This window comes from Massilia sp. KIM, assembly GCF_002007115.1.
Classification (GTDB): domain Bacteria; phylum Pseudomonadota; class Gammaproteobacteria; order Burkholderiales; family Burkholderiaceae_D; genus Telluria.
In genome coordinates this window covers 361,994-387,004 of the sequence record NZ_MVAD01000003.1, presented here as the reverse complement: position 1 = coordinate 387,004, position 25,011 = coordinate 361,994, and the positions used below count along the sequence as shown (strand labels likewise).

17 protein-coding genes and 1 pseudogene are annotated in these 25,011 nt (G+C 69.2%); 11 read left to right on the top strand and 7 right to left on the bottom strand.

Annotated features, from left to right (window positions below; translation table 11 throughout):
- Positions 1-11: 11 nt before the first annotated feature.
- The gene (locus B0920_RS22045) at positions 12-1,631 is read left to right on the top strand and encodes a serine hydrolase (protein ID WP_078034828.1); all 1,620 of its coding nucleotides are present in this window, start codon (positions 12-14) and stop codon (positions 1,629-1,631) included.
- A 273-nt stretch (positions 1,632-1,904) separates the two neighbouring features.
- Here B0920_RS22045 and B0920_RS22040 read toward each other — a convergent pair whose 3' ends face one another.
- Both B0920_RS22040 and B0920_RS22035 read right to left on the bottom strand, forming a co-directional pair.
- Positions 1,905-3,452 (bottom strand): S1C family serine protease, encoded by a 1,548-nt coding sequence (locus B0920_RS22040; protein ID WP_078034827.1) that lies wholly within the window; start codon positions 3,450-3,452, stop codon positions 1,905-1,907.
- Between the two features lie 119 nt (positions 3,453-3,571).
- A complete protein-coding gene (locus tag B0920_RS22035) occupies positions 3,572-4,363 on the bottom strand; it encodes a class I SAM-dependent methyltransferase (protein ID WP_078034826.1) in 792 nt (263 codons plus the stop codon).
- Between the two features lie 377 nt (positions 4,364-4,740).
- Here B0920_RS22035 and B0920_RS22030 point away from each other — a divergent pair, with 377 nt between their 5' ends.
- The 10 genes and pseudogenes from B0920_RS22030 to B0920_RS21985 all read left to right on the top strand — a co-directional run bounded on the left by B0920_RS22030 (position 4,741) and on the right by B0920_RS21985 (position 17,872).
- A complete protein-coding gene (locus B0920_RS22030) occupies positions 4,741-6,375 on the top strand; it encodes a TldD/PmbA family protein (protein ID WP_078034825.1) in 1,635 nt (544 codons plus the stop codon).
- A gap of 12 nt (positions 6,376-6,387) precedes the next feature.
- A complete protein-coding gene (locus B0920_RS22025) occupies positions 6,388-7,722 on the top strand; it encodes a TldD/PmbA family protein (RefSeq protein WP_078034824.1) in 1,335 nt (444 codons plus the stop codon).
- 155 nt (positions 7,723-7,877) lie between these two features.
- Positions 7,878-9,515: a TldD/PmbA family protein gene (locus B0920_RS22020; protein ID WP_078034823.1), complete on the top strand. Its 1,638-nt coding sequence runs from the start codon at positions 7,878-7,880 to the stop codon at positions 9,513-9,515.
- Between the two features lie 10 nt (positions 9,516-9,525).
- Entirely contained in the window at positions 9,526-10,863 is a 1,338-nt protein-coding gene (locus B0920_RS22015) for a TldD/PmbA family protein (RefSeq protein ID WP_078034822.1), read from the top strand.
- A gap of 14 nt (positions 10,864-10,877) precedes the next feature.
- Positions 10,878-11,498: a DUF4159 domain-containing protein gene (locus B0920_RS22010; RefSeq protein WP_078034821.1), complete on the top strand. Its 621-nt coding sequence runs from the start codon at positions 10,878-10,880 to the stop codon at positions 11,496-11,498.
- 2 nt (positions 11,499-11,500) lie between these two features.
- The gene (locus B0920_RS22005) at positions 11,501-12,505 is read left to right on the top strand and encodes a MoxR family ATPase (RefSeq protein WP_229455878.1); all 1,005 of its coding nucleotides are present in this window, start codon (positions 11,501-11,503) and stop codon (positions 12,503-12,505) included.
- Position 12,506: 1 nt separating this feature from the next.
- Positions 12,507-13,394 (top strand): DUF58 domain-containing protein, encoded by an 888-nt coding sequence (locus B0920_RS22000; RefSeq protein ID WP_078034819.1) that lies wholly within the window; start codon positions 12,507-12,509, stop codon positions 13,392-13,394.
- A pseudogene (locus B0920_RS26550) lies at positions 13,391-13,603 on the top strand (BatA domain-containing protein); the annotation flags it as partial. The gene B0920_RS22000 and the pseudogene B0920_RS26550, both read left to right, overlap by 4 nt.
- 754 nt (positions 13,604-14,357) lie before the next feature.
- A complete protein-coding gene (locus tag B0920_RS21990) occupies positions 14,358-16,340 on the top strand; it encodes a DUF4175 family protein (RefSeq protein ID WP_078034817.1) in 1,983 nt (660 codons plus the stop codon).
- Positions 16,337-17,872: a hypothetical protein gene (locus tag B0920_RS21985; RefSeq protein WP_078034816.1), complete on the top strand. Its 1,536-nt coding sequence runs from the start codon at positions 16,337-16,339 to the stop codon at positions 17,870-17,872. Before B0920_RS21990 ends, B0920_RS21985 begins: the two co-directional genes overlap by 4 nt.
- Here B0920_RS21985 and B0920_RS21980 read toward each other — a convergent pair.
- The 5 genes from B0920_RS21980 to B0920_RS21960 all read right to left on the bottom strand — a co-directional run bounded on the left by B0920_RS21980 (position 17,849) and on the right by B0920_RS21960 (position 24,990).
- Positions 17,849-19,105: a PepSY domain-containing protein gene (locus B0920_RS21980; RefSeq protein WP_078034815.1), complete on the bottom strand. Its 1,257-nt coding sequence runs from the start codon at positions 19,103-19,105 to the stop codon at positions 17,849-17,851. The two genes, B0920_RS21985 and B0920_RS21980, sit on opposite strands and share 24 nt — an antisense overlap.
- A gap of 6 nt (positions 19,106-19,111) precedes the next feature.
- Complete coding sequence (locus B0920_RS21975; RefSeq protein WP_078034814.1) at positions 19,112-21,559, bottom strand: TonB-dependent receptor; 2,448 nt, start codon at positions 21,557-21,559, stop codon at positions 19,112-19,114.
- A 99-nt stretch (positions 21,560-21,658) separates the two neighbouring features.
- The gene (locus B0920_RS21970; protein ID WP_078034813.1) at positions 21,659-22,732 is read right to left on the bottom strand and encodes a FecR domain-containing protein; all 1,074 of its coding nucleotides are present in this window, start codon (positions 22,730-22,732) and stop codon (positions 21,659-21,661) included.
- A gap of 93 nt (positions 22,733-22,825) precedes the next feature.
- On the bottom strand, positions 22,826-23,332 hold the full coding sequence (locus B0920_RS21965) for a sigma-70 family RNA polymerase sigma factor (protein ID WP_078034812.1): 507 nt from the start codon (positions 23,330-23,332) through the stop codon (positions 22,826-22,828).
- Between the two features lie 137 nt (positions 23,333-23,469).
- Positions 23,470-24,990 (bottom strand): GMC family oxidoreductase, encoded by a 1,521-nt coding sequence (locus tag B0920_RS21960; RefSeq protein WP_078034811.1) that lies wholly within the window; start codon positions 24,988-24,990, stop codon positions 23,470-23,472.
- Between the last annotated feature and the right edge of the window lie 21 nt (positions 24,991-25,011).

The window sequence follows — 25,011 nt, the reverse complement described above, 5'->3', positions numbered from 1 at the left end:
CCGTGCAAGGAATGAACCGACTCGCCGCCGCGATCCTGATCGCGCTGTCCGCCACCGCAGCCGGCGCCGCGCTGGCGCAAGTCCCGGTCGCGGCCCCGGCCCCGGCCGCCGCCGCCCAGGCGCCGGCCTACAACCTGGAAGCCGACGTCAGGCGCGTGATGAAGGAATTCGACGTGCCCGGCATCGCCATCGCCGTGGTCAAGGACGGCAAGGTGCTGGCGGCCCAGGGCTTCGGCGTGCGCAAGCTGGGCGACCCGACCCCGGTGGACGGCAAAACCCTGTTCGAGATCGCCTCCAACTCCAAGGCCTTCACCGCGGCCGGCCTGGCCATGCTGGTCGACCAGGGCAAGCTGGACTGGGACGACCCGGTGATCAAGCACCTGCCGGACTTCCGCATGTACGACGCCTATGTGACGGCCGAGATGACGGTGCGCGACCTGCTGACCCACCGCAGCGGCCTGGGCCTGGGTGCGGGTGACCTGATGTGGTGGCCGACGACCACCTTCAGCACCGACGAGATCATCCACAACCTCCGCTACATCAAGCCGGCGACGAGCTTCCGCAACAGCTACGCCTACGACAACCTGCTCTACATCGTGGCCGGCAAGATCATCGCCCAGAAGTCCGGAAAGAGCTGGGGCGAGACCATGCGCGAGTGGATCCTCCAGCCGGTGGGCATGCACGGCACCACCACCAGCCTGGACGAGCACGCGAACAAGGACAACGTCTCCAGCCCGCACAGCAAGATCAAGGGCCGCGCCGCGGTGGTCAAGCCGATGCCGGTGGCGAACGCGGTCGGTGCGGTCGGGATCAATACCAACGCCGAGGACATCGCGCGCTGGATGATGGTGCTGCTGGACGGCGGCCGGGTCGGCAAGGACGCCGGCGGCAAGGAAGTGCGCCTGTGGTCCGACAAGCAGGCGCGCGAGATGTGGACCGCCCAGACGCCGATGAAGATCGTCGAGCCGCGTCCTCCGCTGGCGGCGACCAAGCCCAACTTCTTCGCCTATGGCCTGGGCTTCCAGCTGCGCGACTACCAGGGCAAGCTGGTGGCGCTGCACGGCGGCGCGCTGCAGGGCTTCTATTCGCGCGTGCTGCTGGTGCCGGAAGCGAAGCTGGGCATCGCGATCTTCACCAACGCCGAGAGCGGCCCCTCGCTGAACGCCCTGCAGTACCGCCTGCTCGACCAGTACCTGGGCGTGGCGCCGACCGACTGGATCGGCCGCGTCGCCGAGGTCGACCGCGAGAACCAGGCCAAGGAGGCGGCGCGCCTGAAGAGCGAGTCGGCGGCGCGCGCGGCCAGGTCGAAACCTTCGCTGCCGCTGGCGGCCTACGAAGGGGACTACACCGACCCCTGGTATGGCGTGGCGAGCATCAAGCGCTCGGGCGGCAAGCAGGTGCTGAGCTTCTCGCGCACGCCCGACCTGGTCGGGGAGCTGGAGCACTTCCAGCACGATACCTTCATCGTTCGCTGGAAGGAGAGGAACTTCAATGCCGACGCTTACGTGACCTTCTCGCTGGATCACGATGGCAGCATCGAGCGCATGCGCATGAAGCCGATCTCCACCGAGACCGATTTCAGCTATGACTTCCAGGATTTGCTGTTTACGCCGGTGAAGAAAGAGAAGTGATGGTGTGAGGGGAGTTTGAAAGTAAGAACCGCAGCTTTGGGCTTATTGGTATTCAGTTAGCAGAAAAACCGTCGCCCCGGCGAAGGCCGGGGCCCAAGTTCCCTTGCGCAGATACGCATGCAAACTTGGGTCCCGGCCTTCGCCGGGACGACGTGCAGGCGCTAACTTAAGGGCATTAGATCGGAGGGCTGCGGTTGCTTTTGCGCGGGTGCTGCGGTGCGAACTTGGACTCCTTACGGTAACCCAAGTTGATCTTCGCAGCGCCGTGACGGCTTATTTGCCGTTCCAGACCTTCATCATGTCGTCCGAACCCTGCGAACGCACCCCGTTGTCCGACAGGATCGCCTCGGTCGCGTCCAGCGTGGCCTTGCGCGGCAGGATCATGGTCTCGCCGTAGCGCTGGTCGAACTTGAGCACGACCTGCTCGTCCTTCAGATCGCGCAGCAGCGCCACCAGGTGGGCCAGGCTGCGCACCGGCTTGCCGTTGACCGACTCCACCACCGAGCCGTAGCGGTTCGAGTAGCCCGACATCAGCTTGTGCGGGAAGAAGGGCGAACTGATCACCACCAGCTCCTCGCGCTCGGCGTCCGGCGAGTCGCCTCGGCGCGTCACCAGCGGGCTGGCGTTGAAGGCATAGGCCTGCAGCATCGCCGCGTTGCCGCCGATGAAGCTCAGGAACTCCGGGCTGGCGCGCGAGAACACGATCGGGCCGTAGATGAAGTAGGGCGGGTAGCCGCCGTTCAGGTCCGCGATCAGCATCGGGCGCGGGCCGGTGGCCGGAACCTCCACCTTGATGGTCTTGCCGCCGCGGATCACCGTCATCGGCACCTTGCCGTTCTTCGCCACCTGCTGGATGCGGTACTGGAAGCGCACCCGCAGGTTGGAGCCCAGCTTGACCATGGCCTGGTTGTCGATCGGGTGCTCGCCGATGTGGGTGATCACGTCCCATTCCTTGAGCGGCCAGCTGGGGTCCGTCCGGTAGGGCTTGTGCACCACCGCGCCCTCGACTGACTTGTCGAGCTTGAGGTAGGCGCGCAGGGCCGGGTTCTCCAGATTCTGGATGCTGTCGTGCAGCAGCGGCTTGCCGTCGTACTTGCCGTCGGCGATGTCGCTCAGGAAGAGCTCGATCTCCTCGTTCGGAATCACATAGCCGATGTTCTGGGCCCCGGCCGCCATCGAGAAGGCCAGGCCGATCATCTTGTCGCCCGCGACCACCGGGCCGCCGCTGTTGCCGGGGTTGATCGGCGCGTCGATCTGGATCCGCAGGCCGGAGCTGAACGAGGTGTAGGGCACGAACTCGACGCGCGAGACGATGCCCTTGGTGGTCGAGAGCGAATTGCCGCCCACCGGATAGCCGTAGGCGAAGACCTGCTCGCGCACGTCGGGCAGCACGGCGGCGCGCTGCACCGGCGGACGCTTGGCGAAGAAGGAGGGGTCTTCGAGCTCCAGCACCGCGAGGTCGAGGCCGCGCGCCACCGCGACCACCTTGGCCGCCACCTTGTCGCCCGACTGGCTGGCCTGCACCTCGACCTGGCTTGCGTAGTTCACCACGTGGGCATTGGTCAGGATGCGCTTGCCCTCGATGATCACACCGGAACCGGTGACGTCGGCCGGCGAGGACTTGGTCCAGGGCTTGTAGGGGTCGGGACGGCGCACGGTGGCGAAGATCTTGACCACCGAGGCCTCGATGGCCGGCAGGGCCGGCGGCGCGGTCTGGGTGGTGGCCGCCGGCGGCACCGGCGTGGTCTGCGGAGTGCTGTCCTGGGCCTGGGCCAGGGTGGACACGGCAAGCGCCAGTGCGGCGAGAGGGAAAATCTTCATGGATTCCTTCGGTGACTGAAAATGGGCTCAACCGAAAGAATATACACCCGCGGGGCGCTTGGAAATACGTGCATCGTCACGGGGAGGACGGCGCGTCCTCCCCGCGGCCCGGCGCGTATTTACTGCTTGACGAACTTGAGGGTCATGCGGTCGCTCTCGCCGATCGCCAGGTACTTCTCGCGGTCCTTGTCCTTGTTGGCCAGCACCGGCGGCAGGGTCCACACGCCCTTCTCGTGGTTGGCGGTGTCCTTCGGATTGGCGTTGACTTCGGACTTGCCGGCCAGCTTGAAGCCGGCGCTTTCCGCCATCTTGATCACCCAGGCCTCGTGCATGTAGCCGCTCGAGGCCTTGGCGTCCTGGGGCATCGAGGCCGGCAGGCGGTGCTCGACCACGCCCAGCACGCCGCCCGGTTTCAGGACCTTGTGGATTTCCTTGAAGGTGGCGCGCAGGGCGTCCTCGCCGTTCCCGACCCAGTTGTGCAGGTTGCGGAAGGTGAGCACCATGTCGACGCTGCCCGGGGCCGCGATCTCGTAGCGCTTGGGCGGCTCGAACACGGACGGGACCACCTTGCCGTACAGGGCCGGGTTGGCGTCCAGCTTGCCCTTGAAGGCCATCGCGCCGCGGTTCTCCGGCACCATCGCGCCGCCGGCGGCGATCAGCTTGCCCTTGTCGCGCAGGTAGGGCGCGAGGATCTCGGTGTACCAGCCGCCGCCCGGCGACAGCTCCACCACCGTCATGTCCGGCTTGATGCCGAAGAAGCTGAGGGTTTCGTAGGGGTGGCGGTACACGTCGCGCGCCTTGTTGGGGGCGCTGCGGTGTTCGCCGGCGATGGCGGCCTTCAGGGCATCGTCCGCCTGCGCGGCGCCGGCCAGGCCGGTGGCCAGCATGGCGGCCAGGATCAGTCGTTTCATCGTGCGAAGTCTCCAGGGTGATTTGCGGGAGCAGGGCAGGGCGCCGCTGCGGCCGCGTCGATGATCAAGCAGCCGAGCCCGACAGTCAAGCACCGGACGCATATGCATATGCGTCCCCCGCATGGCGCGCTGTCCGCCCTGTCCGGAGCGGACAGGGCGGACAGCCGGCGGACACCGGCCCGGACGCGGGATGCCTGCAACAACGGCGCCTCGGTGCATGGCATAAAGATTGCCTAAACAAAAACTTTAGTCTAAGGTTGAGAAGTTTGACGCCCTCACCCGGGCGAAAAAAATCTCACAGTAGCGCTGTACATACAAAGCGGCGCCGTGCTCGTGCGCACTGCTGCTGCCCGGAAGTAGGTTATTCAGGAGACCACATGGAACGCCGTACCTTTCTCAATTTCAGCAGCCTGGCGCTCGGCTCGACGCTCATCCCCTTCGGCCGCGCGATCGCCGCGGAAGAACTGCTCACCACCATGCCCGTCGCGGCCAAGAAGGCCCTGGCCGACGTCGCGCTGAACGCCGCCACCAAGGCCGGCGCCAGCTACTGCGACGTGCGCATCGGCCGCTATCTGAACCAGTTCATCGTCACCCGCGACCTCAACGTCGAGAACGTGGCGAACACCGAATCGGCCGGCGTGGGCGTGCGCGTGATCTGCGACGGCGCCTATGGCTTCGCGGCCACCTCCGACGTGTCGAACGACGGCATCGCCAACGCGGCGCGCCAGGCGGTCGCCATCGCCAAGGCCAACGCCAAGCTGCAGTCCGAACCGGTGCGTCTTGCACCAGTCAAGGGCGTCGGTGACGTATCCTGGGCCACCCCGATCAAGAAGGACTGGCGCGCGGTGCCGATCAAGGAGAAGGCCGACCTGCTGATCGCCGCCAACAAGGCCGGCATGGACAACGGCGCCAACTTCATGCAGTCGATGCTGTTCCAGGTGAACCAGCAGAAGTTCTTCGCTTCCACCGACGGCTCCTACATCGACCAGGACGTGCACCGCCTGTGGGCCCCGTTCCAGGCCACCGCGGTCGACAAGGCGACCGGCAAGTTCCGCTCTCGCTCGGGCCTCTCTTCCCCGGTCGGCAAGGGCTATGAATACCTCGACGCCCGCCCGGAGCACAAGATCAAGGCCGCCGGCGGCGTCGCCACCCTGTACACCGAAAGCTACGACATCATCGAGGACGCGCGCGCCGCAGGCCGCGACGCCAAGCGCAAGCTGACCGCCAAGTCGGTGGTGCCCGGCAAGTACGACCTGATGCTCTCGCCGGAACACCTGTGGCTGACCATCCACGAGAACGTCGGCCACCCGACGGAACTGGACCGCGTGCTGGGCTACGAGGCGAACTACGCCGGCACCAGCTTCGCCACCCTCGACAAATGGGAGAGCAAGAAATTCAAGTACGGCGCGCCGATCGTCAACCTGTACGCCGACAAGGTCACCCCGGGTTCGCTGGGCGCGGTCGGCTACGACGACGAAGGCGTGAAGACCAAGAAGTGGGACATCATCAAGGACGGCATCCTGGTCAACTACCAGGCCACCCGCGACCAGGCCCACATCATCGGCGAGAAGGAATCGCACGGCTGCTCCTACGCCGACAGCTGGAGCACGGTGCAGTTCCAGCGCATGCCGAACGTGTCGCTGGCGGCCGGCAAGGCCAAGCTCACCCCGGACGAGATGGTCAAGGGCATCAAGAAGGGCATCTACATCGTCGGCGACGGCTCCTTCTCGATCGACCAGCAGCGCTACAACTTCCAGTTCGGCGGCCAGCTGTTCTACGAGATCAAGGACGGCAAGATCGGCCAGATGCTGGAAGACGTGGCCTACCAGGCCAACACCCAGGAATTCTGGAGCGCCTGCCATTCGATCTGCGACGAGCGCGACTGGCGCATGGGCGGTTCCTTCTTCGACGGCAAAGGCCAGCCGCCGCAGATCTCGATCGTGTCGCACGGGTCGTCGACCACGCGCTTCAACGGCATCAACGTGATCAACACCGCTCGCAAGATCGGCTAAGCAGGGAAGACCATGAGCATCCTGACCCAGGAACAAACCAAGCGCATCTGCGACAAGGTGATGTCGCTGTCCAAGGCCGACGAGTGCATCGTCAACGTCGAGGGCAGCCGCATCGGCAACATCCGCTTCGCCCGCAACGCCGTGTCCACCGCCGGCCTGGCCGACGACACCCGCATCCAGGTGCAGGTCGCCTTCGGCAAGAAGCAGGGCACCGCCACCATCAACGAGTTCGACGACAAGTCGCTCGAGCGCGCCGTGCGCCGCGCCGAGGACCTGGCGCGCCTGGCGCCGGAGAACCCCGAGTTCATGCCGGCTATCGCCAAGCAGGCCTATAAATCCTCCGAGACCTTCGTCCAGCGCACCGCCGACATCGATCCGGAATACCGCGCCCAGGCCGCCGCCTACGCGATGGAAGCCTGCCGCAAGAAGGGCCTGGTGGCCGCCGGCTTCTTCACCGACCGCTCGTCCTTCGAGACGGTGGCCAACTCCAACGGCGTGTTCGGCCACCAGATCGCGACCTCGCTCGACTTCACCTGCACCGTGCGCACCGAAGACGGCCGCGGTTCGGGCTGGGTCAAGCGCTCGGCGCGCGACGTGGCGAAGTTCGACCCGCGCGAAGCGGCCGACGTGGCGATCGAGAAGGCGCTGCGTTCGGTGGACGCCAAGGCGCTCGAGCCGGGCCGCTACACCGTGATCATGGAACCGGCCGCCACCAGCGACCTGCTGGGCTTCATGCTGAATGGCTTCGACGCCCGCCGCGCCGACGAGGGCCGCAGCTTCCTGTCCAAGCAGGGCGGCAAGAACCGCCTGGGCGACAAGCTGTTCGACCAGCAGGTCAACATCTGGTCCGACCCCTGGGACAAGGACGTGCCGGTGCTCCCCTGGGACAACAGCATGCTGCCGCGCGAACGCGTGCACCTGGTGAAGGACGGCCGCATCAACGCGCTGGACTACTCGCAGTACTGGGCCAAGCAGAAGGGCGCGCGCGCCGTCGGCAGCGCCGGCAACGTGATCATGGCCGGCACCGACAAGACCACGGCCGAGCTGATCGCCAACACCAAGAAGGGCGTGCTGGTGACCCGCACCTGGTACATCCGCATGGTGGACCCGCAATCGGTGCTGCTGACCGGCCTGACCCGCGACGGCACCTTCTACGTGGAGAACGGCAAGATCAAGCACCCGATCAAGAACTTCCGCTTCAACGAGAGCCCGGTGACGATGCTGAACAACATCGAGGAGATCGGCAAGCCGGTGGTGATTGGCGGGGACGAGGCGAATTACGCGATGCTGATTCCGTCGATGAAGATCCGCGATTTCAACTTCACTTCGCTGTCGGACGCTGTCTAAGGCAGGCATTGCCCCCGTCCTGAAGACCGTCGTTCCCGCGAAGGCGGGAACCCAAGTTTTACGCGGACCACTGCGCGACGAACTTGGGCCCCCGCCTTCGCGGGGGCGACGTTCATAGGCTAGCTAAAGCGGTCCAACGCTAACGGAACACACACATGGAACGTCGTACCTTCCTCAAAGTCGGCGCCGGCACCGCCGGCGCCATGCTCGTCCCGGTCTTCGGCAACGCCATCGCCGCCGACGAGCTGCTCAACCCGATGGCCGCCAGCGCCAAGAAAGCCCTGGCCGACGTCGCCCTGAACGCCGCCACCAAGGCCGGCGCCAGCTATTGCGACGTGCGCATCGGCCGCTACCTGAACCAGTTCATCATCACCCGCGACCTCAACGTCGAGAACATCAGCAACACCGAGTCCAGCGGCGTCGGCGTGCGCGTGATCGCCAATGGCGCCTACGGCTTCGCCTCCACCAACACCATGACCCCGGACGGCGTGGCCGATGCCGCGCGCCAGGCCGTGGCCATCGCCAAGGCCAACGCCAAGCTGCAGAACGAGCCGGTGCGCCTGGCTCCGGTCAAGGGCGTGGGCGAGGTGGCCTGGGCCACCCCGATCAAGAAGGACTGGCGCGCCATCCCGGTCAAGGAAAAGGCCGACATGCTGATCGCCGCCAACAAGGCCGGCCTGGACGCGGGCGCGAACTTCATGACCGCTTCGCTGTTCCAGATCAACCAGCAGAAGTACTTCGCCTCCACCGACGGCTCCTACATCGACCAGGACGTGCACCGCCTGTGGGCGCCGATCAACGCCACCGCCGTGGACAAGGCCAGCGGCAAGTTCCGCTCGCGCGCCGGCCTGGGCGCGCCGGTGTCGATGGGCTACGAGTACTTCGACGCGCGCGCCGCCGACAAGGTGCAGGCCGCGGGCGGCGTCACCACGCTCTACACCGGCTCCTACGACATCGTCGAGGACGCACGCCTGGCGGGCAAGCAGGCGCGCGAGAAGCTCAGCGCCAAGTCGGTCGAGCCGGGCAAGTACGACCTGGTGCTGTCGCCGGAACACCTGTTCCTGACCATACACGAGAACGTCGGCCACCCGACGGAGCTGGACCGCGTGCTCGGCTACGAGGCCAACTACGCCGGCACCAGCTTCGCCACCCTCGACAAGTGGGAGACGAAGAAATTCAAGTACGGCCACGAGCGCGTGAACTTCGTCGCCGACAAGACCACCCCGGGCTCGCTCGGTTACGTGGCCTATGACGACGAGGGCGTGAAGACCAGGAAGTGGGACATCATCCGCAACGGCATCCTGGTCAACTACCAGGCTACGCGCGACCAGGCCCACATCATCGGCGAGAAGGAATCGCACGGCTGCTCGTACGCCGACAGCTGGAGCACCATCCAGTTCCAGCGCATGCCCAACGTGTCGCTGGAGCCGGGCAAGGCGCGCCTGACCCCGGACGAGATGGTCAAGGACGTCAAGAAGGGCATCTACATCCTGGGCCGCGGTTCCTACTCGATCGACCAGCAGCGCTACAACTTCCAGTTCGGCGGCACGCTGTTCTACGAGATCAAGAACGGCAAGATCGTCGGCCCGCTGGAAGACGTGGCCTACCAGTCGAACACCCAGGAGTTCTGGAACGCCTGCAGCGCCATTTGCGACGAACGCGACTGGCGCATGGGCGGCTCCTTCTTCGACGGCAAGGGCCAGCCCAGCCAGGTGAGCGCCGTGTCGCACGGCTCCAGCACCACGCGTTTCAATGGCATCAATGTGATCAATACCGCACGCAAGATCGGATGAGGAGACCAGGATGAAAGCCCTGAACCAGGAACAAGCAAAACGCATTACCGACCGCGTGCTCGGCTTCTCGAAAGCCGACGAATGCAGCGTGTCGATCGAAGGCAACCGCACCGGCAACATCCGCTTCGCGCGCAACAGCGTGTCGACCGCGGGCCTGACCGAGGACATGCAGCTGGTCGTGCGCGTGGCCTTCGGCAAGCGCGTCGGCACCGCCGTCGTCAACGAGTTCGACGACAAGTCGCTGGAAAAGGCCGTGCGCCGCGCCGAGGAACTGGCGCGCCTGGCGCCGGAGAATCCGGAGTTCGTGCCGGCCTTCGGCCCGCAGGAATACCGCGCCACCTCGACCTTCGTGCCCGCCACCGCCGCCATCGACCCGGCCTACCGCGCCGAAGTGGCCGCCGCCAGCATCGGCCAGGCGCGCGCCAAGAAGCTGGTCACCGCCGGCTTCTTCACCGACGCCACCCGCTTCGCCTGCGTCGCCAACTCCAAGGGCGTGTTCGGCTTCCAGGAGTTCACCGACCTGTCCTTCACCTGCACCGCGCGCACCGAAGACGGCCGCGGTTCGGGCTGGGTGACCCGCTCGGCGGTCGACGCGCGCCGCTTCGACGCCCGCGAAGCGGCCGAGATCGCGATCGAGAAGGCGCTGCGCTCGGTGGACGCCAAGGCCCTCGAACCGGGCCGCTACACCGTGATCCTGGAGCCGGCCGCCACGTCCGAAATCCTGGGCAACATGTTCAGCTCCTTCGACGCCCGCTCGGCCGACGAGGGCCGCAGCTTCCTGGCCAAGAAGGGCGGCGGCAACCGCCTGGGCGACAAACTGTTCGACCAGCAGGTCAACATCTGGGCCGACCCCTGGAACCCGGACGTGCCGGTGGCGCCCTGGGACAACGAGACCATGCTGGCCCGCAAGCGCACCGACCTGATCAAGGATGGCCGCGTGGCTTCGCTCGACTACTCGCCGTTCTGGGCGCAGAAGACCGGCAAGGTCGCCACCGCCACCCACGGCAATATGATCATGGCCGGCGGCACCAAGTCGCTGGAAGAGCTGGTGGCCGGCACCAAGAAGGGCATCGTGGTCACCCGCACCTGGTACATCCGCATGGTGGATCCGCAGTCGCTCCTGATCACCGGCCTGACCCGCGACGGCACCTTCTACGTCGAGAACGGCAAGATCAAGCACCCGGTGAAGAACTTCCGCTTCAACGAGAGCCCGGTCACCATCCTCAATAACATCGAGGAACTGGGCAAGCCCCAGGTCATCGGCGGCGACGAGGTGCCCTTCCAGATGGTGCTGCCGCCGATGAAGGTGCGCGACTTCAACTTCACCTCGCTCTCGGACGCGGTGTAAGTGAGCAATCCCTGATGGCGGCTTACGATTTCTACTTCACGCGCCTGATGTACGAGTCGGGCGACTGGGACGTGGATATCCGCATGCCCAGCAACGTGCTGAACTCGCTCGTCGAGTACACCACCTTGCGGGTGGATCCGGTCGAGCGTATGGTGGCGCTCGCCGATCCGAAAATGCTGCAGGCGCCGTTCTGCTACCTGGCCGGCCACAAGCTGGTCCAGTTCACCCCGGCGGAACGGCGCAATTTCGAGCGCTACGTGCGCGGCGGCGGCTTCGTCTTCGTCGACGACTGCAACCACGACATCGACGGGCTGTTCGCCAAGTCCTTCGAGGCCGAGATGGCGCGGATCTTCGGCGGCGCCGCGCTGAAGAAGATCCCGAACACGCACCCGCTCTACACCTGCTTCTTCAAGTTCGACGGGCCGCCCACCACTGGCGGGGAACTGAATGGCTGGGGCGACGACCTGGTGCACGAGTACCTGAAGGCGATCGAGTTCGGCGGCCGCATCCGCGTGCTGTATTCGAACAAGGACTATGGCTGCGAGTGGGACTACGACTTCCGGAACAAGCGTTTCCTGGCGGTCGACAACACCCGCTTCGCGGTCAACATCATTCAATATGCGTTGGGAGCATGAGCTTGTCTGAGCGTGACGCGCTAGCGTGGAAAGAAACGGAAATCGCCGACCTGACGGCGAAAGTGGGCGCCCTGCGCGAGAGCATGGGGCGCGTCATCATCGGGCAGCACGAGGTCGTCGAGCTGCTCATCACCTGCCTGCTGGGCGGTGGACACGCCCTGGTCGAGGGCGTGCCGGGCCTGGGCAAGACCCTGCTGGTCAAGTCCCTGGCCCAGGCCACCGACATGCAGTTCAGGCGGGTGCAGTTCACGCCCGACCTGATGCCCTCGGACATCGTCGGCACCGAGATCCTGGAAGAGGACACCAGCACGCGCCAGCGCGTGTTCCGCTTCCAGCAAGGCCCGGTGTTCACCCAGGTGCTGCTGGCGGACGAGATCAATCGCGCCCCGCCCAAGACCCAGTCGGCCCTGCTGGAAGCGATGCAGGAGCGCGCGGTCACCTTCGCCGGCCAGACCCACAAGCTGCCGCGCCCCTTCTTCGTGCTGGCGACCCAGAACCCGATCGAGCAGGCCGGCACCTATCCGCTGCCCGAGGCCCAGCTCGACCGCTTCCTGCTGCGTATCGACGTCGGCTACCCGACCGAGGAGGAAGAGGTGCTGATGGTCGCGCGCACCACCCACGCCGGCCTGGACGACGCCCAGCCCGCGATGGACGTGCAGACCCTGCTGCGCCTGCAGCAGCTGGTGCGTGACATCGAGATCGGCGAGCACCTGCTGCGCTACGCCACCCGCCTGGTGCGCGCCACCCGCCCCGGTGAAAGCACGGTGGCGGCGGTCAAGCAGCACATCGGCTGGGGCGCCGGCCCGCGCGCCGGCCAGGCCCTGGTGCTGGCGTCCAAGGCGCGCGCCCTGATGCAGGGACGCCTGGCGGTCACGCGCGAGGACATCGGGGCCATGCTGCTGCCGGTGCTGGCGCACCGCGTGCTGCGCAACTTCGAAGCCGAGGCCGACGGCATCGCCATCGCCGACGTGCTCCAGTCCCTGCGCAACGAGATCAAGGTCGGCTGACTTGTCGCTGGCGAAGACCGCGCTGATCGCGCACACGCAAAACCTCGATCTCGTGATCCGGCACGTGCTGGCCGGGCTCGGGCACGGCATCCATGCCGGTCGCGAGCGCGGAGCGGGCGTCGAGTTTTCGGAATACCGGGCCTACGCGCCCGGGGACGAATGGCGCCGCGTCGACTGGAAGCTGCTGGCGCGCGCCGACCGCTATTTCGTGCGCGAGGCCGAGCGCGACAGCCATGTCGCGGTCTGGCTGGTGCTAGACGCCTCCAGCTCGATGCAGGAACCGAGCCGCGCGATCGAGGGCGTGGACAAGCTGACTTACGCGCGCACCCTGCTGGGCTGCGTGGCCGCCATCGCCCAGCGCCAGGGCGACGCCTTCGGGCTGGTGGTGGTCGGCGACGGTAAGGTACAGTACACGCCGGCCGCGCGTGGCCCGCGCCAGTTGCAGCGCGTGCTGCTGCAGCTCTCGCGCACCCAGCCCGCCGGCGCGCTGCCCGACGCCGACACCCTGAGGGCGAGCCTGCATTTCGCGCGTTCGCCCAGCGCCATCTTCGCCGCCAGCGATTTGCTCGACTGGCCTTCGCCGCTGTCCCAGGCCCTGGTGCGCCTGCGCCAGATGCGTCACGACGTGCGCGTGCTGGGCCTGCAGACCCAGGCCGAGGTCGAGGCCGGCTTTTCCAGCGCTTTCGCCTACCGCGACCCGGAGGCCAGCGCCGGCGTGTTCCGCTTCGGGGCCGACCTCAAGGAGGGCTACCGCCGCAACCGCGACGCCCATTTCGCCGCGGTCACGGCGGACTGCCGCAAGAATGACATGCCGCTGCTGCTGGCCGCCATCGAACAGGCGCCGGGCGAGGTATTGCGGCGCTGGCTGCGCCGCCCGGGGGGACGATGAACGCGCTCTGGTGGTTCGCCCTCGCCGCGCTCGCGCTGCCGCTCTGGTGGCACCGCAAGAAGCGCGAACAGCACAAGGCGGAGCCGCTCGCGACCGCGCGCTTCCTGCCGCGCACCGAGCCGCGCCAGACCCGGGTCTGGCGTTTCGCCGACCCCTTGCTGCTGCTCCTGCGCTGCCTGCTGCTGGCCACCCTGGTGGCCTGGCTGGCCGACCCGGTGTTCCCGTGGCGCGGCGACACCGTGGTGGTGGCCGAGGGGAGCGATCCGGCCTGGGTCGAGCGCCAGGCGGCGCAGGCGGGCTTGCAGGACGCCGAGCGGATCGCGATGCCGGCCGCGCAGGCCATCCCCTGGCTGCGCACCCATGAACGCGAATGGAAGCCGGAGGCCCGCCTGCTGGTGCTGGGCGACATCCCGATGCCGGCCACCCTGCCGGCCTTCGGCCGCGCGGTCGAGCTGCGCACCCAGGCCAGGGCCGCGCAGAAGGTAGAGCGCCACGTGTATATCGAGAGCGAGCGCGCGGCCGAGTGGCGGCGCCTGTTCGCCGCCATCGACGGCCCGGAGCGCGTGGTGGTCGACGCCGCGCCCGGCGCGAAGACGGAACTGATCGTCTGGGACCGCGCGGGAGCGCCGCCGGCCACGCTCAAGGCTCCGCTGTGGTGGATCACCGACCCCGCTCCCTTCCCGGAGCTGGGCAACGCGGTCGAGGCGGACGGCGTGCGCCACGCCGCCAGCGCGCGCGGCCGCCTGTGGCTGTCGAACGCCTGGCCGCCGCGCGACGCCGACGCCGCGCGCGCCCTCATCCGGCACTGGCAGCAGGTCCACGTCGGCCCGCGCCCCTACACCGCGCCGGCGCGCGTGTTCGCCGCCTCGAAGAACGCGCGCGCGCCCGCGCCGAGCGGCGCCCTGCGCGACCTGCTCCTGGGCGCGCTGGTCGCTTTGTTCGTCCTCGAAAGGTTGTTGACCCATGCAAGAAGGCGCTGAGATCGTACGGCGCGTCTGGCGCGCCGCCCAGCTGCGCCGCCTGCCGCTCTGGCTGGGCGGGGCGCTGCCCTGGCTGGCCGTGCCGTCCGGCCCCGGCCTGCTGGCCTGGGCCGGCTGGTGCGCCTGGGACTGGGCCAAGCTGAGGCGCCAGGTCGGCTTTGGGTGGAGCGCCTGGCTGGACGGCGCGCTGCCGGAGATGGAAGACAGCTCGGCCCTGCTGGTGCGCGCCGAGACTCCTGTGGCCCAGCTCCAGCAGCGCCGCCTGCTCGACCGCCTGGACGCCAGCGTCACGCCGAGCCAGCTGCGCGCCATCGCCCGCGAGCGCCTGCCGGCCGGTTATCCGGTCATCGCCCTCAGCGCCGTGCTGGCGGCCATGGTGTGGTACGCCGGCCGCGCGACGCCGCAGGCGCCCGGCCAGCCGGCCCAGCCCCTCGCCGCCGCCGTGGCCGCGCCCCTGTCGCCGCTCACCGTGCACTACGCGCCGCCCGGCTATACCGGCGTCGCCCCCGCCGAGGTCGCGCCGCGCGACCTGCAGCTGCCCGAGCAGACCGAGGTCTCCTGGTGCCTGAAGGACGGGGCCGACAACAGCGACAAGATCGAGCTGGGCAACGGCCAGACCCTCACCCCCGGCAAGGACTGCGCGCGCTGGCTGGCGACGGAATCCGTGGTCTGGCGCTGGCGCGGCCAGCGCTACACCTTGCGGGTGATCCCCGACCAGCCGCCCGAGATCACGGTGACGGCGCCGACCCAGATGGTGGTCGAACTGCCCGACACCGCCAACAGCGCCGCGATGGCCGTGAAGATCGCCGACGACTACGTGGTCAAGCGGGCCACCCTGCACATGACCCTGGCGCGCGGCAGCGGCGAGAACATCCGCTTCACCGACCGCGAAATGCCGATCCCGGGCGGGAGCGACCCCAAGCTGCGCAACTGGTCCAAGCAGTGGTCGCTGGCCGAGCTGGGCATGGAGCCGGGCGACGAGCTGTACTTCTTCGTGCGCGCCACCGACAACGCCGGCCGCCCGCACACCGTGCAGTCGCCCACCTACACCCTGCGCCTGCCCGCGCCGGACGCCGAGGCCGAGGAGGAGTCGGCCGCCATGCCGATGCTGGTCAAGCCGCAGAGCCTGCGCAGCCAGCGCCAGATCATCATCGACACCGAGCAGCTGGTGGCCGACATGCGCAGCACGAAGATGAGCGAGCAGGAAGTGCGCGACCGCAGCCAGAAGATCGCCGGCGACCAGGGCATGCTGCGCCGCCGCTACGGCCAGTTCCTGGGCGAGGAATCCTCGCTGTTCGCCGACGAGGAAGAGCACGACGACCACGGCGGGGATCACGGCGGCGGGGAAAAGCAGGACATCCTGCACCAGTTCGGCCACGCCCACGACGAGGCCGAGAACGCGACCCTGTTCGACGAAGAGACCAAGAAGGTGCTGCGGCGCGCCCTGAGCGCGATGTGGGACGCGGAGAAGTCGCTGCGCGCGATCGAACCGAAGACCGCGCTGCCGCCCGAGCACAAGGCGCTGGAGGCGATCAAGGAACTGCAGCAGGCCGAGCGCGTCTACCTGCACAAGACCGCCTTTACGCCGCCCCCGATCAAGGAAGAGAAACGCATGACCGGCGACATGGCGGGGACCGCCAGCTACCGGCGCGTCCAGGCCGATCCCGACAAGCCGGTGCCCGACGAGGTGCGCGCCCTGGTCAAGGCCCTGTCGGGCGAGGCCCCGCTGCCGGCCCTCTGGACCCGCACCGCCCACGACTGGGTGCGCGAGCGCCTCAAGGATGACGAGCAGCGCCTGGCGGCCCAGCGCGCGATCCAGGACGTGGCCGACGGCTGCGCCGCCTGCCGTCCGGTGCTGCGCGCCTGGCTGCGCGCCGGCGCCGGCCAGGGCCAGGTGCTGCTGCAGGCGCGCCCCAGCGTGGAAACGCCCTTCGTGCGCGGCTGGCGTGAAGGGAGCGCGCCATGAGCCCGACCCTGTATGTGCTGGTGATTGCGCTTGCCGGCCTCGCCAGCCTGGCCGTGTATGCGTGGCGGCGCCAGTGGCTCGATGCGCTGCTGGTGGCGGTCGCCACCGTGGCCCTGGCCCTGTTCGCGGCCGGCCTGCGCCTGCCCGGGGACGCCGGCCACACCCTGGCCATCGACCCGGCCGCGCCGCCCAGCACCCTGGACGGTGTGCGAGCGCTCACCATCAAGGGCGACGGCCTGCGCGCCGCCCAATGGCACGACCTGCCGGCCCGCCCCTTGAACTGGCAGACGCCGCAGGGCGGCAGCCTGCGCCTGGACTTCCCGCAGCAGATGGCGCTGGGCCGCATTTTCAGCCTGAAGCTCCAGCGTGAGGACAAGGGCGAAGCGACCCTGGAACTGCTGGCCGAAAACGGCCAGGTGCTGGCCCGGGCGAAGGGCGAGGGCGAGCTCGCGGTCGACTGGCTGCCGCCGGTGGCCGAGCCGGTGGTCCTGAAGGCGCGCCTGCTGGACGCCGCCAACAAGCTGGTCGCCGAAGGCCCGGTGCCCTTCATCGTGCAGGATCCGGCCACCCTGCAGGTGGAAGGCCGCTTCGGCGCGCCGTCCTTCGACCTGCGCGTGCTGAACGAACTGCTGGCCGGCAGCGGCGCGCTGCTCGACTGGAAGGTGACCCTGAGCCGCGCCATCGTGCGCAGCGAGACCCCGCGCGCGGAACTGAGCGACCCGAGCCTGATGGTGGTCGACGCGGGCTGGTTCGAGCGCGCCGCGCCGGCCGAGCGCGCGGCCCTGCTGGAGCGCGTCGGCCAGGGCAGGGCCCTGCTGGTGCTGGGCGCCAGCGCCAACGAACCGGCCCTGTGGTCGCGCAGCCTGCAGCTCAGCCTCCAGCCCCAGGAAGCGGATCGCAAGACCGAGGGCCCGCTGGCGATGCAGGTGACGCCGCTGGCGCCCGCCGCGCGCCAGGGCGGCCCCTGGAGCGGCGGCGAGGACATGGTCTGGACCCGCGACTGGAAGAAGGGCCGCATCGCCTGGGTGGGCGTGGCCGGCTGGCACCAGTATGCGATCAGCGAGCCGCGCGCCCTAGCGCTGTGGTGGCAGGGCGTGCTGGACCGGCTCGGGATCGGCCTGAAGAAGGACACCGAATGGCTGGCCCCGGACGAGATGCCGCTGCCGGGCCAGCGGCTGGAGATCTGCGCGCGCGGAGTCAGCGGACAGCTCGCCATTCCGGAACTGAAGCAGACCCTCGCCTGGCAGCGCCGCCCCGAGCGGGCCGACGCCTCCTGCGTCGCGCTCTGGCCGGAGAAAAGCGGCTGGCTGCAGTTGCGCGATGCGAAGGCGGGCGCGCACGCGGTCTATGTCTACGCGCCCGGCGACTGGCCGCAGTGGCAGGCGGCCCAGCGCCGCGAGGCCACGGCGCGCTATGCGGCGCGCACCCCGGCCGCCAGCGGCGAAGGCCCGGGCCGCCCGATGCCGGCCTGGCCCTTCGCCCTGGCCTTCGCTGCGGCGATGCTGCTCTTATGGTGGCGTGAGCGGCGCTGAGGCCCCTGCCAGCGGCCCCACGGCGGCCGGCCGCGCCGCACGCCTCGCCCTGCGCTTGCGCAACCAGATCAGCACGCCCGTCACGCTCAGCATGGCGACCGCGACCCCGATCACGGACATCAAGGCCTGGAAGGGCCGTCCCCAGATCGCCGCCATGTGCAGGGTCGTGATCCAGGTGGTGATGGTGTCGCCCGCTGCCTCCCCGGTCGGGAACCAGACTCCGAGCAGGGCGCCGGTGCGCCCGTCCACGTAGACCGAGCTCTGGGCGAAACGGCCGTCGAGGTCGCGCCCGGTCCTGGCCACCAGGCGCGCATAAGCCTTGCCGCTGTCCCAGGACAGCCTGTCCTCCGCCACGATGGCGACCTGGCGGCGCCCCGCCTCGGCTTGCAGGTGGCGGCGCGCGGCCGCATGCACGCCCTCCCACCCCAGCGGCGGCGCCGCCAGCGGACGGTCCAGCGCCGGCAGGGCCAGGCGCGGGTCGGGCTGCATGCCGAACAGCGCGCGCATCACCGGCCGGTAGACCGGATCGTGGAGGTTGAAAGCGACGCTGCTCCAGGCCAGCACGAGCAGCAGGGCCCAGGGCCACAGGCCGCCGGCGCGGTGCAGGTCGACGTTCAGCTTGTGGGGGCCGCTTTGCCAGCGCAGCTTCCAGGCCGGGGCCCAGCGCCGCCACCAGCTCTTGCGCGGGGCCGCGCCGCGCGCCGCCGGCGGCATGGTCAGCCAGGCGCCGACGAAGCAATCGAGGGTCCATAGCAGCGCCACGATGCCGAAGGCCCAGGTGCCGATCACGTCCAGCGCCAGCGAATAATGCAGCCGGTACAGGAAGGGCATCAGGTTGACCAGGCCCTGGCTGATGTCGCCCCATTTGCGCGCGCCCAGCACCCGGCCGCTGGACGGATCGACGAACACCTCGTCCACCGCCAGCGCCGGGCCGCCCTGCGCTTCTTCGAGGTAGAAGCGCACCGATTCGCCCGCGGCTACCGGGCGCAGCGGCACGTAGTTGACGGCGGCCTGCGGATACGCGGCCTGGACCCGCTCGCGCAGGACCAGCGGGTCGAGCGGCGGCGCCGGCGCGGCGCCCTGGGCCGCGGGCGCGCGGTACAGCCCGGGATTGAGCAGGGCGTCCAGCTCGTGCTGCCAGGCCAGCAGCGCGCCGGTCAGGCCGGCGACCAGCAGGAAGCCGGCCAGCACCAGGCCGACATAGCGGTGGAACAGGACCGCGTAGGCGCGCATGGCCGCTTAGAAGTCGAGGCTGGCCGATGCCAGCACCGTGCGCGGGGCGCCGAACTGCAGCGAACCCCAGGTGGTGCTGGACAGGTAGCGCTTGTCGGCGAGGTTGTTGACCGTCAGGCGCAGCACCACGCGCTGGCCCCCGGCCGCGCCATAGACGTATTTCAGGCCGGCGTCGAAGCGCAGGTAGCCGCTCGCCATCCACAGGTTGCGCTCGTCCACCGCCTTCTTGCCGCTGGCGTAGACTCCGCCGTTGACGGACAGCCCCGGCACCCAGCGCCCGAGCGCATAGTCCGCATACAGGTTGGCCTGCCAGGACGGCACGCCGCGCGGCTTCTTGCCCACCAGGATGGGGTTGTCGGTCTCGTCGATGCGTGCGTGCAGGTAGGCGGCGCCTGCCACCAGACGCAGTTCGCGGTTGACTTGCCCGCTGGCGGTGAGTTCGACGCCACGGTGCACCTGGCGTCCGTCCTGGACCCGGGTGCGGGTGCCGTTGCCGTTGTTGCGGTCGATCTCCAGGCCCTTGTCGATCTCGAACAGCGCCAGGCTCAGCAGGGTGTCGGCGCCCAGTTCCCATTTCGCGCCCAGCTCCACCTGCTTGCTTTCCAGTGGCGCCAGCACTTCGCCGTCGTTGGTGTAGTCGGGGTCGTTGACCAGGCCGCCCTGCTCGATGCCCTCGGCGTAGCTGGCGTACAGCGTGGCCCGTGGATGGGGCTTGAACATCAGGCCCAGGTTCGGATTGAGGGCGGATTCGTCGTACTGCAGGCTGGCCGGCGTGGTCGCGCTGCCTTCGCCGTATTGTTTGAGGCTGGTGTGGCGCAGGCCGCCGAATAGTCGCCACTGCTCGTTCAGCACCACGGTGTCGGTCACGAAGGCCGAGGTCTGGAGGACGCGGTTGCGCAGGAAGGACGGGCCGGCCTCCGCCGGGCCGGCGGCAGGACGGGGCAGCCCACGGCGCGCATACAGGTTGTCGAAGCCGATGGGAATGTTGACACCCTCGGGCCAGGTCATGTCGCGGCGCACGCGGTCGGCGCCGAAGGCCAGTTCATGGCGCACGCCGCCGTGGCGCAGGTCGCCTTCGACGATGAGCTGTTGGGTGCGGTTGTTGCGCTCCTGGTTGGGCGAGTAGTACAGGTCGGCCTCGTATTCCCCGTCCGGCGCGACGGTCGACCACACCCCGGAAGAGTTCTGGTCGCGCTTGAGCTTGCTGTAATTGACGGCCAGCGTGGCCTTCCAGTCGGGGGCCAGCTGGTAGATCGCGCGCGCGCCGGCATAGGTCTGGCGATTCGGCTCCATCGCCCAGGTCTGCCAGGCATAGGTCTCGGGGCCGATGCGCGAAAACGCGGCCTGCGCCGCCGCGACCGCGGCCGCATCCTCGTCCCAGCCCCACCACCACAGGCTGGGCGCGCGGATGCTCAGCTTGTCGAGGCGCTGGTGCTCGAGGTCGAGCTCCAGGCGCAGGCGCTCGCCGATGCGCCAGTCGAAGAAGCCGCTGGCGAAGCGCTTCTCGCCGCGGTAGGTGTCGACGTGGCTGCGCAGGCGTTCGCCGGCCAGGTTGATGCGGTAGCCGAACTCGCCGCTGGCGCCCGCGCGCCCGCCAAGGTCGGCGTGCAGTCCGACGCCGCCGTATTCGTCCGCGCTCAGGTGCAGCGCCCGCAGCGGCGTGTCGGTGGGCCGCTTGACGGCATAGTTGACCGTGCCGCCTGGCGAGGTGACGCCATAGCGCAGGGCCGAGAGGCCCTTGTTGATCTCGACCGCGGCCTTGTTCTCGAGCGCGATCGAACCCTGGTCGTTGATGCTCAGTCCATCGCGGTAGATCGCGTCCACGCCCAGGTAGAAGCCGCGGATGTTGACCCGGTCGTACCAGTGCGGATCGTCCGAGGGCGTGACCGAGGGGTCGTTCTTGACGACGTCGATCAGGGTCTTGGCCAGCTGGTCGCGGATCAGTTCCGCGCCCAGCACGGTGTTGGAATAGGGGGTGTCGAGCAGGTCCTGGCCGCGAAAGCTGGCGCTCGACGAGCGCCGGCTGCGGTAGCCCTGCTCCGGATCGTCCTGCGCCGCGCGCTCGGCCTTCCCGGTGACTTCCACCACCGGCACCGCCAGCGAGCCGGCCGCGTACTCCGGGGCGGGCCTGACCACGACGGCCCCATCGCGCACGCTGGCGACCATGCCGCTGGTGGCCAGCATGGTGTCGAGCGCCTGCTGGGCCGGCATCCTGCCCGAGACCGGCAAGGAGGTCTTGCCGGCCACCAGCGTGCTCGGGAAGCTCAGTTGCAGGCCGGCCTGGCGCGCCAGTTCATTCAGCGCCTGGCCGAGCGGCTGGGCGGGGATGTCGAGTGCGACCGGCGGCGCGGAGGCCGCCGCCAGGGCGTGGGGCATGGCCGGCAGGCCGAGTGCGAGGGCGATGGCCAGGGCCAGCGGGTGGCAGGAATATCGCGACGGGGGCGACAGGCGCATGGGGCAGGACTCCTTCAGATCATGATGGTGTGCGGGTCAAGAGGACCCTTGTCACCCTGAAGACGCACCACGGTGCGCAATCCTCACCTGTAATGAGAATTATTTCGAACTGCGCCGGTTGAGGACGATCTCGACGTCGTTGCCGTGCGGCACCAAGCGGACCGGAAGGACCTGGGGCAGGGCATCGGCGAAGCGCTGCACCTGGCGCAGCTCGTAGCTCCCGCCGACGCGCAGGGCCGCCACCTCCGGGTCGCGGATCACCAGTCCGGTGCGTCCATAGCGCTCGAATTCGGCCACCGCCGCCGCCAGGGTGGCGCCTTCGAAGGCGATGCGCCCCTCTTGCCAGGCGCTGACCGAGGACGGGGTCGTGCGCGCGACCGCGCCCAACACGCCGTCGGCGCCGGCGGCCACGGCCTGGCCGGCACCGAGTTCGACCGCGCCCGCGGCCGGCCAGGGCAGGTCGGGCGAGCGCGCCACGCGCACCCGGCCTTCCTTCACCGCCACCACGGTCTGGCCGGCGTCCAGTCCTTTGCTGGTGCGGCGCACGGTGAACTGGGTGCCCAGCACCGTGACGCGCAGCGCGCCGGCCTGGACGTGGAAGGGCCGCGCCGCGTCGCGCCGCACCGCGAACAGCGCCTGGCCTTCCGCCAGCTGGAGTTCGCGGCGGTCGCGGTACAGCACCACGCGCAGGCGCGAGCCGGTGTCGAGGGTCAGGCGGCTGCCGGCCGCGCCCTGCGGGCCATCGGGCAGCGTGAGACTGAGCTGCTGGCCGGGCCGGGTGGCGTAGCTGCGCTCGAAAACCGGCTGCTGGCGCCAGTGGTCCCAGCCCAGCCAGCCCGCCACGGCCAGGACGCAGGCCAGGCCGGCCGTCGCCAGGTGGCGGCCGGCGCGCGCGGGACGGCGGCGCGCGCCCGCAATGGGACGCAGGGCGCGCAGCTGGCCGAAGGTGGCGTCCATCTCCGCCAGCGCCGGCGCGTGGCGCGGGTCGGCCGCGAGCCAGGCCTGGAACGCGGCTTCGTCCTCCGGGGCCAGGCCTTCACGCCGGCGCAGCGCCCAGGTGGCGGCGTCGAGCTCGATGCCGTCCTGGCTGGCCGCGAAGGCGTCGAACTCGCGCGCCTGGGCGTCCTCGTCCTGGCGGGAGGCGGGCGCTTGGTCGGAAGGCGTCGGGCTCATGAGGTCTGGCACGCGGTGCGCGGTGGTGGGCCTGGTATTGTAGACGCAAGCCGGCGTCGGATCCGCAGGTGGGTAGCGCGGGACACGCGAGGCTTACGCTTCGGCCAGGGGCGTCGCGCCGAGCGCGCGCTCGACCTGGCGGCAGGCCAGCATCCCGCGCACCACGTGCTTTTCCACCATGCTGGTCGAGATGCCCATTCGTGCGGCGACCTCGCGCTGGCTCATGCCATCCAGGACGTGCAGCACGAAGGCCTCGCGGCAGCGCGGGGGCAGGGATTCGATGGCGCGGGCATAGGCCTCTACCACCTGCCGCGAGGCGAGCACGGCGTCGGGTTCGAGGTGGGCAGGGGCGGCCAGGGCTTGCGCGTCGAGGAGTTCCAGTTCGTCGTGCTGGCGCACCTGCAGGCGCCGGTGCTGGTCGGTGACCAGGTTGCGCGCCGTGCGATAGAGGAGGGCGCGCGGATTCAGCACCGCCTGGCCCGAGCGCAGGACCGCCAGCACGCGCACGAAGCTTTCCTGCACCAGGTCGGCCGCGTTATCGCGGTTGTTGACCTGGCGCGCAAGGAAGTTCAGCAGTTCGAGGCGGTAATGCTCTAGCACGGACGGAACCAGAAGAGTCGGGCCGCGGCGGAGACGCCGGGCGGAATGATTGGTTAATAAGAATCATTCTCATTCTAGTATTGACGCGTTCCGATTGCAAGCATCCGGCCTGCATGCCGCGCCGCCTCGAGGTCCGCTCAGAGGCGGCGGCTGATCGCTTCCGCGATCATGATGGTGGTCAGGTTGGTCGCCACCGAAGGAATCTCGGGCATGATCGAGGCGTCCACCACGTGCAGGCTTTCGACGCCGCGTACCTTGCCGCCGGCGTCCACCACGGCGGCCGGATCGCGTTCGGTCCCCATCGGCACGGTCGAGGTGGGGTGGGCGTAGCCGTCCACCGCAGCCACCACGGCGCGTTCCAGCGCCGCCTCGTCCTGCACGTCCCAGCCCGGCGCCATCTCGTGCGCCACCACTTCGCTGAAGGGCGCGGTGCGGCCGATGCGGCGCGACAGGCGCACCGCCTCCATCATGCGGCGCAGGTCGCTTTTCTCCTGGAAGAAGTTGTAGCGGATGAGGGGCATGGCGCGCGGGTCGCGGCTGGCCAGGCGCACCGAGCCGGTCGATTCGGGCAGGGTCACCGCGCAGGCCAGCACGATCGCCCCGCCGGTCGGGCTGGCGGCCGGGTCGATGATGTGGGTGCCCGACACGTGCAGGTCGAGTTCACCCGGGCGCGCCTCGCCGGAGCGGGTCCAGACGATGGCGCCGGCCACCGGACCCATGTCCTTGAATTCCGGCTTGAGGGCGTACACGTTGTAGAAGAAGGGATGCTCCTTCAGCCCTTCGCCGACCGGCGCCGCCTGCAGGACCGGGATCCCGAGCTGCTCCAGATGGGCCGCCGGGCCGATCCCCGAGCGCATCAGGATCGCCGGGCTGCCGAAGGCCCCGGCCGAGAGGATCACCTGGCCGGCATGCACCGTCTCGCCGCCCGCCAGGCGCACGCCGGTCGCGCGCCGCCCCTCGAACAGGACGCGGTCGGCTTCCGCCTCGCCGACGATGCGCAGGTTGGGGCGGCGCCGCACCTCGTCCGTCAGGTAGGCCATGCCGGTGTTGACGCGGCGGCCCCCGACCACGTTCAGCGGGTAGGGCGAGACGCCGTGCTGCTCGGCGCCGTTGAAGTCCCGCACCCGCGGCAGGCCGAGCGCCTCGGCCGCCTGCACGAAGGCGCGCATCGAGGGCGTGTTCTCTTCCATCGTGCGCTGGCGGATCGGGAAGGGGCCGGCGCGGCCATGCCAGGCGTCCTCGCCGTAGGGCGTGTTTTCCAGCGCCTTGAACACCGGCAGCACCTCGTCCCAGGACCAGCCTTCGATGCCGCGCGCGCTCCAGCGCGCGAAGTCGGCGGCGCGGGCGCGCATCGCCACCGCCGCGTTCACGCCCGAGCTGCCGCCCAGCACCTTGCCGCGGATGGCCCTGACATCGTGGCCCAGCCCGGCGTGGTCCCCGGTGTGGTAGCCCCAGTCGTGGGCAGGGTCGCCGCCGACCCGGTCGGCGTTGGCGATCACGTCGGGGTAGGCGTCCGGCGCATAGGCCGGACCGGCCTCCAGCAAGAGCACGCTGCGCGCCGGGTCTTCGCTCAGGCGGCGCGCCAGCACGGCGCCGGCCGAGCCGCCGCCCACGATCACGACATCGACGGCTTTTTCGCCGGGGTTTTGAAAGTGCATGGGTTTCTCCTTGGATGGTGG